Annotated in this window: 7 protein-coding genes; 6 read left to right on the forward strand and 1 reads right to left on the reverse strand. The window is 67.0% G+C overall.

Features of this window, described 5'->3' with window-relative positions:
• Positions 1 to 26: 26 nt before the first annotated feature.
• The 5 genes from SOM47_RS13175 to SOM47_RS13195 are packed head-to-tail and all read left to right on the forward strand — an operon-like array spanning position 27 to position 7141.
• A complete protein-coding gene (locus SOM47_RS13175; protein ID WP_414715808.1) occupies positions 27 to 1325 on the forward strand; it encodes a sugar ABC transporter substrate-binding protein in 1299 nt (432 codons plus the stop codon).
• Positions 1322 to 2203 (forward strand): carbohydrate ABC transporter permease, encoded by an 882-nt coding sequence (locus SOM47_RS13180; RefSeq protein WP_057506835.1) that lies wholly within the window; start codon positions 1322 to 1324, stop codon positions 2201 to 2203. The genes SOM47_RS13175 and SOM47_RS13180 overlap by 4 nt, the downstream gene beginning before the upstream one ends.
• Positions 2200 to 3036, forward strand: coding sequence for a carbohydrate ABC transporter permease (locus tag SOM47_RS13185; RefSeq protein WP_042615044.1), 837 nt, complete (start codon positions 2200 to 2202; stop codon positions 3034 to 3036). Before SOM47_RS13180 ends, SOM47_RS13185 begins: the two co-directional genes overlap by 4 nt.
• A 41-nt stretch (positions 3037 to 3077) precedes the next feature.
• Positions 3078 to 6200 carry a discoidin domain-containing protein gene (locus SOM47_RS13190; protein WP_320505919.1) on the forward strand — a complete coding sequence of 1041 codons (3123 nt, stop codon included), beginning with the start codon at positions 3078 to 3080 and terminating at the stop codon, positions 6198 to 6200.
• A gap of 5 nt (positions 6201 to 6205) precedes the next feature.
• Complete coding sequence (locus SOM47_RS13195) at positions 6206 to 7141, forward strand: endonuclease/exonuclease/phosphatase family protein (protein ID WP_320505835.1); 936 nt, start codon at positions 6206 to 6208, stop codon at positions 7139 to 7141.
• Positions 7142 to 7405: 264 nt separating this feature from the next.
• On the opposite strand, the gene SOM47_RS13200 is transcribed toward SOM47_RS13195, so the two are convergent.
• Entirely contained in the window at positions 7406 to 10882 is a 3477-nt protein-coding gene (locus SOM47_RS13200) for an Rne/Rng family ribonuclease (RefSeq protein ID WP_320505836.1), read from the reverse strand.
• Between the two features lie 407 nt (positions 10883 to 11289).
• On the opposite strand from SOM47_RS13200, the gene SOM47_RS13205 reads away from it, so the two are divergent.
• A complete protein-coding gene (locus SOM47_RS13205; RefSeq protein ID WP_320505837.1) occupies positions 11290 to 12264 on the forward strand; it encodes an RluA family pseudouridine synthase in 975 nt (324 codons plus the stop codon).
• Positions 12265 to 12276 lie beyond the last annotated feature (12 nt).

Raw genomic sequence — 12276 nt, forward strand, 5'->3', positions numbered from 1 at the left:
CGAAGAAGAAGTCCCCGGGCCGTCGCCTGCGCTGGGTCGCCGCGCTGGTGGCCGGCCTGGTGCTGGCGGGCTGCGCGCGCAAGGAAGAAGGCACCACGGTGCGCTTCTGGGCGATGGGGCGCGAGGCCGAAGTGGTGGCCGAGCTGATCCACGAGTTCGAAGCGGAAAACCCCGGTATCCGGGTGGACGTGCAGAACATCCCGTGGACCGCCGCGCATGAAAAACTGCTGACCGCGTTCGCCGCCGATGGGCTGCCCGATGTCTGCCAGCTCGGCAATACCTGGATCCCGGAGTTCGCCGAGCTCAATACGCTGGAGCCGCTGCAGCCCTACATCGACCGCTCCAAGGTGGTCGAGCCGGCTGATTATTTCCCGGGCATCTGGGACACCAACGTGATCCACGGCGAGGTGGTCGGCGTGCCGTGGTACGTCGATACCCGCCTGCTGTATTACCGCAAGGACCTGCTCGCGCAGGCCGGCCACGATGCGCCGCCGCGCACCTGGGCCGAGTTCGAACAGCAGATGGCCGACATCAAGAAGATGCAGGGCCCGAACCGCTACGCGGTGCTGATGCCGATCAACGAATTCGAGCAGCAGTTGTCCTTTGCCCTGCAGCAGCCGGACCCGCTGCTGCGCGATGACGATACCCGCGGCAATTTCCGCAGCCCCGGTTTCCGCCGGACGCTGGGTTTCTACGCCAACATGTTCGAGAAGGGCTGGGCGCCGAAGATGTCCGAAACCCAGATCTCCAACGTCTGGGATGAGTTCTTCCGGGGCTTCAACGTGTTCTACATTTCCGGCCCCTGGAACATCCGCGAGTTCAAGAAGCTGGAGCCGAAGGAACTGGCCGGCAAGTGGGGCACCGCCGCACTGCCCGGGCCGGACGGCCCCGGTGCCGGCATCGCCGGTGGCACCAGCCTGGTGATCTTCCGCAAGGCGCAGCAGAAGGAAGCGTCGTGGAAGCTGATCGAGTTCCTGTCGCGCCCGGAGATCCAGCAACGCTTCCATTCCATCATCGGCGACCTGCCGCCGCGTCGCAGCACCTGGCAGGCCCCATCGCTCGCGGGTGATCCGCTGGCGGCTGCGTTCCGTGACCAGCTCGAGCGCGTCAAGCCGACGCCGAAGGTGCTGGAATGGGAGCGCATCGTGCAGGAAATGCGCATCGTCACCGAAAAGGTGGTGCGTGGTGGGCAGGCGCAGGATGCGGCCGTGACCGAGCTGGACGACCGCGTGGACAAGGTGCTGGCCAAGCGTCGCTGGATGCATGAGCAGGCCACCGGACAACCGGACGATGCTGCGCCCGTGGCCACGGGAGGCCAGCCATGAACCGTTCTTCGCTTGCCGGCTGGATCTTCGCTGCCCCGGCGGTGATCGTGCTGGGCGTGTTCTTCGGCCTGCCGGTGGCCTCGGCGCTGGCGCTCAGCGTGACCGACTTCGACCTGTACTCGCTGGCCGACGGCGCCAACCTGCGCTTCGTCGGATTGGGCAACTACATCGACCTGCTGCAGACCCCGATGTTCTGGAAGTCGCTGTGGAACACCACCTACTTCGTGGTGATCGGCGTGCCGCTGTCCATCGCGGTATCGCTGGGTGCGGCGATCCTGCTCAATGCGCCGGCGGCCCGCTTCAAGGCCCTGTTCCGTACCGCGCTGTTCGCCCCGGTGGTGACCACGCTGGTGGCGGTGGCGGTGATCTGGCGCTACCTGTTCCACACCAGCTATGGCCTGGTCAACTACGGGCTGGGGCACATCGGCATCAGCCCGATCGACTGGCTGGGCGATCCGGACTGGGCCATGCCGACGATCATGCTGTTCGCGGTGTGGAAGAACTTCGGCTACAACATGGTGATCTTCCTGGCCGGCCTGCAGGCGATCCCGCATGACCTGTACGAGGCCGCGCGCATCGATGGCGCATCGCGCTGGAAGCAGTTCCTGCACATCACCCTGCCGATGCTCGGCCCGGTGTTGCTGGTGGTCGGGGTGATCACTGTGTCCGGCTACTTCCAGCTGTTCGCCGAACCCTACGTGATGACCCGCGGCGACCCGCTGCAGAGCACCGTGAGCGTGCTGTACTTCATGTTCGAAGAAGGCTTCAAGTGGTGGAACCTCGGCCGTGCATCGGCGGTGGCGTTCCTGTTGTTCCTGATCATCCTGGCGGTGACCTCGGTGATGCTGCGCTTCGGGCGCAAAAGGCAGATGGTATGAGTCGCGAAATCGGCCAGTCACGCTGGCACGGATGGTGGATCAACGGTGGGTTGCTGGTGCTGGCCCTGGTCAGCCTGGCGCCGCTGTTGTGGATGGTGTCGGTGTCGGTGATGCCGGCCGGCGAGGCGACCACGTTCCCGCCGCCGCTGACGCCCTCGCACGTCACCTTCGCCAACTACCACGAGCTCTTCGCGCGGACCGGCATGGGCGTCAATTTCGCCAACAGCCTGCTGGTGTCGGTGGCGATCACGCTGGGTTCGCTGCTGCTCAACACGATGGCCGGCTATGCCTTCGCCAAGCTGCGCTTCGTCGGGCGTGACCGCCTGTTCCAGGTGCTGATGGCCGCGCTGGTGATCCCGGCGCAGGTGGCGATGCTGCCGCTGTTCCTGCTGATGAAGCAGCTGGGCCTGGTCAACAGCTTCGGCGGGGTGATCGTGCCGGCGCTGGCCACCGTGTTCGGTATCTTCCTGGTGCGCCAGTACGCGCGCTCCATCCCGGACGAACTGCTGGAAGCGGCGCGGATGGACGGGGCAGGGGAGATGCGGATCTTCTTCCAGATCGTGCTGCCGATGCTCAAGCCGGTGCTGGTCACCCTGTCCATCTTCACCTTCATGGGCGCGTGGAACGATTTCATGTGGCCGCTGATCGTGCTGACCGACCAGGAGCACTACACCCTGCCGGTAGCGCTTGCCACGCTGTCACGCGAACACATCATGGACGTTGAGATGATGATGGCCGGCGCGGTGGTCACGGTGATCCCGGTGCTGGCGTTGTTCCTGCTGCTGCAGCGCTATTACATTCAAGGTCTCATGTTGGGGAGTGTCAAAGGGTGAACCGGAAAATCATCGCTGGCCTGGCGTTGTTGTGGTCCTGCGTGGCAGTTGCTGCCCCGCCTCCTGCCGCACCTGCACCGAAGGTCATCGATGATCTCGACGATATGGGCCAGTGGACACTGGTGCTGTCCGACCAGGTCAGCGGCTCGCTGCGCAACGTCGCCGGTGCCGGCGGCGGTCGCGCGATGTGCCTGGATTACGACTTCCACGAGGTATCCGGCTATGTCGGCGTGCGTCGCGCGCTGAGCATCGACTACCCGGCCAACTACCGCTTTGGTTTCCAGCTGCGCGGTGATTCGCCGTCCAACGACCTGCAGTTCAAGTTGATCGATGCCAGCGGCGACAACGTGTGGTGGGTCAACCGCCCCGGCTACGCCTTCCCCAAGGCCTGGACGCCGGTGGAGTTCCGCAAGCGCCACATCGACAAGGCCTGGGGCCCGTCGCCGGAGAAGGAACTCAAGCGCAGCGCGTCGATGGAGTTCACCGTATACAGCAAGGTTGGCGGGCGCGGCACGGTCTGTTTCGACAAGCTGACCCTGCAGGGCCTGCCCGCGCAGGATGATTCGCCGCTGCACCCGGACGTGCTGGCCGACACGGCCACCGCGCTGCAGGACCGCATGATCGACGGCAAGGCCGATACATTCTGGGTCAGCGGCGGGGTCAAGCAACAGACCATCAGCCTGGACCTGGGCAAGCCGCGCGAAGTGGGCGGGGCGGTGATCGACTGGCTGCCCGGCCTGGAGGCCACGCGTTACACCGTGCGCGCCTCGCAGGACGGGCGCGACTGGCGCACCGTGCGCGAGGTCACTGCCGGCAGTGGCGGCCGTGACTGGCTGGCGTTGCCGGAAACCGATGCGCGCTACCTGCGCTTCGACCTGCAGGGTGGCCCCAACTGGCGCTATGGCATCCGCGATATCGCGCTGAAGCCGCTTGCGTTCGCCGCCACCCCGAATGCGTTTCTTTCTTCGGTGGCCGCCGACCTGCCGCGCGGTTCGCTGCCGCGTGCGTACGTAGGCGAGCAGCCGAGCTGGACCCTGCTGGGCCTGGATGGTGGCCGCGAACAGGCGCTGATCAGCGAAGACGGCGCGCTGGAAATGGCGCGTGGCAGCTTCAGCGTGGAGCCGTTCCTGAAGCTGGACGGCAAGCTGGTCAGCTGGGCCGATGTCAGCCCGATCCAGTCGCTGCAGGACAGTTACCTGCCGATCGCCAGCGTGGACTGGCAGCACGACAAGGCGTCGCTGTCGGTGACCGGATTCGTGCAGGGCAGCCCGGAAAAATCCCAGCTGGTGGCCCGTTACTCACTGAAGAATCCGGACAAGGTCGCCCACGAGTACACCCTGGCGCTGGCGATCCGCCCGTGGCAGGTCAATCCGCCGACCCAGTTCCTCAATACCGTCGGGGGCTTCAGCCGCATCGACAGCCTGGACATGGAAGAAGGCCTGGTGAAGGTCAACGGCGAGCCGCGGCTGTATCCGGTGCAGACCCCCGATGCGCGCTTCGCCACCCCGTTCGACGGCAAGCTGGAGGTGATGCACCTGGCCGGCGGCGCGTTGCCGACCACCACCTCGGTGAAGGATCCCGCCGGCATGGCCTCCGGTGCGCTGCTGTATACGTTCAAGCTGGAACCGGGCCAGAGCCGCGAGGTGGCGCTGGTGCTGCCGCAGGTCGGCAGCTTCAACCCGCGCGGTTTCGATGCCGGCAAGGCGCAGGCGCAGGTCGCGGCGATGTGGCGGCAGAAGCTGGACGGCCTGCAGCTGCAGCTGCCGCGCGAAGGCCAGCCGCTGGCCGACACGCTGCGCACGGCGCTGGCGCACATGCTGATTTCCCGCGTGGGCCCACGCCTGCAGCCCGGCACGCGCTCCTACGGACGCAGCTGGATCCGCGATGGCGCGATGATTTCCGAGGGCCTGCTGCGCATGGGCCGCAGCGATGCGGTGCGCGACTACGTGCAGTGGTATGCCCCGTTCCAGTTCGACAACGGCAAGGTGCCCTGCTGCGTGGACGACCGCGGCAGTGACCCGGTGCCGGAGAACGACAGCCACGGCGAGCTGATCTACAACATCGCCGAATACTGGCGCTACACCGGCGACGACGCCTTCCTGGAGGCGATGTGGCCACACGTGGCCGGCGCGTTCCACTACATGGAACGCCTGCGCGCCAGCGAGCGTACCGAAGAGAACCGCGCGCGCAACCCGGCCTTCTACGGGATGATGCCGGCCTCGATCAGCCACGAAGGCTACTCGGCCAAGCCGATGCATTCGTACTGGGACAATTTCTGGGCGCTGCGTGGTTACAAGGACGCCGGGATCATCGCCGAGCGCCTGCAGAAGATGGAAGTGCTGGCGATCACCGGCGCGCGCGATGAATTCCGCGCCGACCTGCAGGCATCGCTGTATGCGGCGATGGAGCAGCACCGCATCGACTTCCTGCCCGGCTCGGCCGAGCTGGGGGACTTCGATGCAACCTCCACCACCATCGCACTGGCGCCCGGCGGCGAGCAGGGTCGCCTGCCGCAGCCGCAGCTGGACAACACCTTCCAGCGCTACTGGACCGAGTTCGTGGCACGCCGCGACGGCAAGCGCGAATGGAAGGATTACACCCCGTACGAATGGCGCAACGTCGCCGCTTTCGTGCGCCTGGGCTGGCGCGACCGCGCCTGGCAGGCGACCGAGTTCTTCTTCAAGGACCGCTCGCCGCAGGCCTGGAACCAGTGGGCCGAAGTGGTGTCGCGCACGCCGCGCAAGCCGTTCTTCGTCGGCGACCTGCCGCATGCCTGGGTGGCGTCGGACTTCGTGCGCTCGGCGCTGGACATGTTTGCCTACAACCGCGACGTGGACCAGTCGCTGGTGCTGGCCGCCGGCGTGCCGGTGCGTTGGTTCGAAGGGCAGGGCATCGCGGTGAAGGGCCTGCGCACGCCGCAGGGCAAGCTGGATTACCGGCTGCAGCGCAGCGACAAGCAACTGGTGCTGGAGGTCGCAGCCGGCGTGCTGCCGCCGGCCGGTGGCCTGGTGCTGCCGTGGCCGTATGCCGGCGAGCCCGGTGCGACCACCATCAATGGCGAGCCGGTGGAATGGATCGGCGGTGAGCTGCACGTGCACCAGGTGCCGGCGAAGATCGAGATCGAGGTTCCGGCCGCCGTGCGCCGGGCCGAACGCAAGGGGTGAGCAGCATGCGGGTGAGGGGCGGGAAGGGCGCGCGTGGTGTCGTGCGGATGATGCTTGGGTGTGCCGTGGGCGCGGCGTTGCTGTTGCCCGGTGGGGGCATGGCGGCGGAACTACGGTCGGATGCAGCGGTCGCGGCAACGACCGGCGCTTCAACGGGGATGACGCGCGAAGCGGGCATGAGCATGGTGACCTTCAACCTGCACCATGATCGCGAGGACTGGCCGGAGCGGCGCAAGACGATCCTGGCCGAGCTGCAGCGGCTGCAGCCGGATGCGATCGCGCTGCAGGAAGTGATCCAGAAGCGTGATGTGCGCAACCAGGCCGAGTGGTTGGCGGCCCGGCTGGGCTATTCGTACCTGTTCGTTTCGACCGATCCGGCCGGGGCAACCAAACGCTATGGCAATGCGCTGCTGACCCGTCGGCCGGTCCTCGCTCGCGGCCAGCACCTGCTGCAGCCGCTGGGCGACTACCGCACGGTGGGCCACCTGCGCATCGAAGTGGATGGGAGGCCGATCAATGTCTACGCCACCCACCTCAACGAGCGTTCCGATGCGCAGGGCATCCAGATCCGGCGGGCGCAGGTGGAAGACCTGCTGCGCTTCATCAGCAGCACCTCGGCCGGAGCGCCGGTGGTGATTGCAGGCGACTTCAACGCCCTGGTCGATGCGGGGGATCTGAGCGGGCTGCGCAGCCATTACGGCGACAGCTACGGCAGCGTGCACGTCAACAATGACCTGGCGAAGGTCAGCACGCTGAACCGCCACTATTTCGAAGCGCCATCGCGCATCGACCATATCTTCTTCCAGCAGGACCAGTTGCTGGCGCGCGAGGCGAAGATCCTGTTCGACCAGCCCGACGCGAGCGGCCGCTGGGCGTCGGACCATTACGGTGTATGGACGCGCCTGCAGTTCGCACCGGAAACGGCGGCAGCGCAGAAATAAGCAACCCGGTAGTGACGGCCGCTGGCCGTCAGCTCCTGCCCGGGTGGGTGACGACCGTTGGTCGTCACGCCTCTGCCGTTGCACTCGCCGAGCATGGCTCGGCGCTACCGTTCGTGCACCGCGACCCGGTAGTGACGGCCGCTGGCCGTCAGCCTTTGTTCTGTGGGTGACGACCGTTGGTCGTCACGCCTTTGCCGTATACCACCAGGCACAAAAAAACAGCGACCCGAGGGTCGCTGTTTTCGTTTGCATCACAACAGCGGATCAGCCCTGCGGCAGGTTGCCCGGCTTGGTCTTGTCTTCCTCGGCATCCGTCTCGCTGGTCACCGTTTCGGTGACCTTCGATGCGGCGGCCGGTTCCGGCTGGGCCACGACCGCAGCCTGGGCGGCGGCGTCGGTGCCACCGGCCAGGATCGCCGGCTCGGCGGCTTCGACCGCTTCGACCACTGCCGGTGCGGCAACCGCGGCCGGCAACGGAGCGGCAACCGGAGCCACGACCGGCTCAGCCGCCGCGGGTGCGGTGACGGCCGGAGCCTGCGGCGCAGCCGGTTCGATGGCATCCAGCATGCTGGTCTGCACCGGTGCCGGCTGTGCTGCCACGGCGGCAGGCTTCGGCGCCTCGGCTTCGGCCTGGGCGGCCTCCACCTTGGGCGCTGCCTGCGGCACGGGCTGCCAGGACGGAGCCTGCTCGACAGCTGCGACCGGGGCTGCAGCGGCCGGCGCTTCGGCCTTCGGCACTTCTGCCTGCGCCTGGGTGGCGGCGTCGCGCTGCGGGCGGACAACGTCGGCGCTGACGGCCGGCTTCACCGTTTCCACATCGACGACGGCTTCGGCGGGGGTGTCGGTCCGGGTCGGTGCCACGAATGCGGGCGCTGCTTCGATCTTCGGCGCCTCGACCTTCGGTGCTTCCACCTTGGGTGCTTCAACCTTCGGCGCTTCAACCACGGGAGCCCGCGCGGCAGTCACTGCGCTGGCCGCGGCCGGCACGATGGCGGCGGTCGCCAGCACTGCGGCTGCACGCTTTTCGCGCTCGACCGGCGCCGGGGCATCGCCTTCGTCGTCGAAGTCGAACTCCGGCTGCGGACGGCTCGAGGCCGGCTGGCGCTTTTCGGTGTCACTCACTTCAGACGGAGCCGAAGCTGCGGTCGCATCCTGCTCTTCGGCGTCGTTGTCGTCTTCGTCGGAATCGTCATGACCCAGCGAATCCGATGCGGTGCCTTCTGCATTGCCACGACGACGACGACGGCCACCACGACGACCACGACGACGACGCGAGCCGCCTTCACTGTTGCCGTCATCCGTGGCCGGCGTTTCGGTGCCTTCGGCGCCTTCAACGCTGACCGCGCTTGTTTCTTCGACGTCGGTGTCGGCGACCGGCACGCGTGCCGCGGCCGGTGCTGCCCCGGTTGCCTGCGGTGTTGCCGGGGATGCCGCGGTCGTGGTGTGGCTGTCGACCTCTTCGCCACGCAACTGCTGGTTGGCCAGGCGCGATGCGGCTTCGGCAGCGTCCAGGCCCATCGGCGTGATCGCCGCGACGGTTGCGGCGGCGGCAATGTCACTGCCGTCGCGCTGCGGCTTCTCGCCATCCTGCACGCGCGGCTGGCGCGGCTGCTTCACCTTCGGCTGCTGCTGGCCCTGTGCCGGCGCCTGGCCCTGGGCCTGCTCGGTGCGCTCGCCGCGCTCATTGCGCTGCTTGCCACCCTGCTGGCCCTGCTCCTGACGCTGCTTCGCCTGCTGGCCATTGCCGTTGCCGGCCTGTGCGTTGGCGGTGGCAGCGACCTGTGCGTTGCCGCCCGGTGCATTGCCCTGGCGGCGCTCACCACGCTCACCACGCTCACCACGCTCACCACGTTCCTTGCGGCCTTGGCCCTGCGCCTGCGCGGCGCCGTTGCCGGCGCTGCGGCTGTCGTCACGGCGGTCCTTGCGGTCCTTGCCGTTGCGATCCTTGCCGTTGCGGTCCTTGCGGCCATTCTCACCGCCGTTGGCACGCGCGGCCGGTGCCGGTGCCGGCGCGGCCGCCGGTTCACCACCGAAGATGCGCTTGAACCAACCGACCACGCCGCCGGTGGCAGCCGGAGCGGCCACCGGAGCGGCCACCGGAACCGGAGCCGGCTGCGGCGCGGCTTCTTCGCGGATCGGCGCTGGCGAGTTGTGCTGGACCTGGGTCACGGCCGGCGGCGGAATGTTCAGCTGGCCCTTGGTAAGGGCATGCACCGGCAGCTTGCGCGGGGTGCCGCGCTGGTAGCTCGGCTTGCCACTTTCCTCGCCCAGCTCGTTTTCGCGCAGGCGGGTCACGGTGTAATGCGGGGTGTGCAGCTGCTCGTCGGCCACGATCACGATCGGGGCTTCGTGGCGCGCTTCGATCTCGCGCAGCGCGCTGCGCTTTTCGTTGAGCAGGTAGTTGGCGATCTCGACCGGGGCCTGGACCAGCACCTGCCCGGTGTTTTCCTTCATCGCATGCTCTTCGGCGACGCGGATGATCGACAGCGACAGCGATTCCACGCTGCGCATGCGGCCGTGGCCGTCGCAGTGCGGGCAGACCAGCTGGCTGGATTCGCCCAGGCTCGGACGCAGGCGCTGGCGGCTCATTTCCAGCAGGCCGAAGCGCGAGATGCGGCCGACCTGCACGCGGGCGCGGTCGTACTTCAGCGCCTGGGCGAGGCGGTTCTCGACCTCACGCTGGTGCTTGTTGGAGGACATGTCGATGAAATCGATCACCACCAGGCCGCCGAGGTCGCGCAGGCGCAGCTGGCGGGCCGCTTCTTCTGCCGCTTCCAGGTTGGTCTGGAACGCGGTGTCCTCGATGTCGCTGCCCTTGGTGGCGCGCGAGGAGTTCACATCGATGGCGGTCAGCGCTTCGGTCTGGTCGACCACGATCGAGCCGCCCGACGGCAGGCGCACGTTGCGCTCGTAGGCGCCTTCGATCTGCGACTCGATCTGGAAGCGGTTGAACAGCGGGATGTCATCGGTGTAGTGCTTGAGCTTGCGCAGGGTCTGCGGCATCACCTGCTGCATGAACTCGCGGGCGTGCTGGTACATCTCTTCGGTATCGACCAGGATCTCGCCGATGTCCGCGCGCAGGTAGTCGCGCAGGGCACGCACGATCAGCCGCGATTCCTGGTAGATGAGGAACGGGGCGGGCTTGCTCAGCGCCGCTTCGGCGATGGCGCGCCACACGTTCAGCAGGTAATCCAGGTCCCACTGCAGCTCTTCGGCATCGCGGCCGACGCCGGCGGTGCGGATGATCACGCCCATTTCGTCAGGAATGTTCAGCTTGTCCAGCGCGTCCTTCAGGGCGGCGCGGTCTTCGCCTTCGATCCGGCGCGAGACGCCACCGGCGCTCGGCGAATTCGGCATCAGCACCATGTAGCGGCCGGCCAGCGAGATGAACGTGGTCAGGGCAGCGCCCTTGTTGCCGCGCTCATCCTTGTCGATCTGCACCACGATTTCCTGGCCTTCGCGCAGGAGCTCCTTGATGCCGGCCTTGTTGTGGTCCACGCCGGCCTGGAAGTAATCGCGGGAGATTTCCTTCAGCGGCAGGAAGCCGTGGCGGCCACCGCCGTATTCGACGAAGGCCGCTTCGAGCGAGGGCTCGATGCGGAAGATCCGGCCCTTGTAGATGTTGGACTTCTTCTGTTCCTTGGCCGGCTGCTCGATGTCGATGTCATACAACGACTGGCCATCCACGATGGCTACACGCAGTTCTTCGGCCTGCGTGGCGTTGATCAGCATTCGCTTCATTGTTGCGTTCCTCGCAAGCGGCTACCGCGCGGAACGCCATGGAGTTTCGCCTCTGGATACGGCTGGCCGCCCATTCGCGCAGGCGCGGGGAGGGTGGCCCGGGTTTCCAGCGCTACGACACCACGGCAGGCCGCGGGAGCGCTCTTGTTATCTGGTTTTGGGTGTTACGGGACCGGCGGCAGCTGTCAGCCAAAACTGGAGCGCCACACGGGACATGTTCAGCGCGACTGCGTGTCAGGCAATCGGCGATGGCCGGGAGCGCCGGTGAGCCGCTAACATGGCCGCCCCGGGGGCGGTGGTCGCGCACTGTGCCGGATTCGTTGGAAGACAGGCTTCTGGCCCGGAGTAACTTCCAACGAAATCAATCCCTTATCTCGCCGCCCGAGTGTAACAGAATAAACAGGCTGATGACTGCTCAAGACCCCGCAAACCCCAACTCCGACAAGCCTTCCGTGCGCATGATCACCGTTCCCGACGACCGGGCGGGACAGCGGCTGGACAATTTCCTGCTTGGACAACTGAAAGGGGCGCCGCGCAGCCTGGTCTACAAGCTGGTCCGCAGCGGCCAGGTGCGGGTGAACGGCGGCCGCGCCAAGGCCGAGCGCAAGCTGGAAGGCGGGGAAGTGATCCGGATTCCGCCGGTCCATCTCAGCGAGGAAGGCGACAGGACCGGTCCGCCGGAGTCGTTCATGCGCCGACTGGAACAGGCCATCGTGTATGAAGATGAGCGCCTGCTGGCCCTGAACAAGCCGTCCGGCGTGGCCAGCCACGGCGGCAGCGGGATCAGCTTCGGCGCCATCGAAACCCTGCGGGCGCTGCGTCCGGGCAAGACGCTGGAGCTGGTCCACCGGTTGGACCGGGACACCTCCGGCCTGCTGATCGTGGCCAAGAAGCGCTCTGCGCTGAGCGAGCTGCAGGCGCTGTTGCGCGAGGACCACGGCGCCGGCATCCGCAAGAAATACCTGACCCTGCTGGCCGGGCGCATGCCCGACGGCACCATGACGGTGGACGCGCCGCTGCACGTCGGCCTGCGCCAGGGCGGAGAGCGCCACGTACAGGTGAACGCGATCGGCAAGCCCTCGATCAGCCACTTCAAGGTGCTGGAGCGCCGCGGTGGCCATTCGTACTGCGAGGTACGGATTGAAACCGGGCGCACCCACCAGATCCGCGTGCACGCCCAGCACTTGGGTAATCCGGTGGCGGGTGATGACAAGTACGGCGATCCTGTCGTCAACAAGCGCTTTCGTGAGCAGATCGGCCTGAAGCGGCTGTTCCTGCATGCCGCCTCGCTGGAGTTCGCGCTGGACGCGGGCAAGACCCCTTACGTGCTCAATGCGCCGCTGGCGGATGAGCTGGTCGAGGCGCTGGATCGCCTGAAATAGGGGTCTGCGAAC

The sequence above is a fragment of the Stenotrophomonas sp. CFBP8980 genome, assembly GCF_034046095.1.
In the GTDB taxonomy this organism is placed as follows: domain Bacteria; phylum Pseudomonadota; class Gammaproteobacteria; order Xanthomonadales; family Xanthomonadaceae; genus Stenotrophomonas; species Stenotrophomonas lacuserhaii.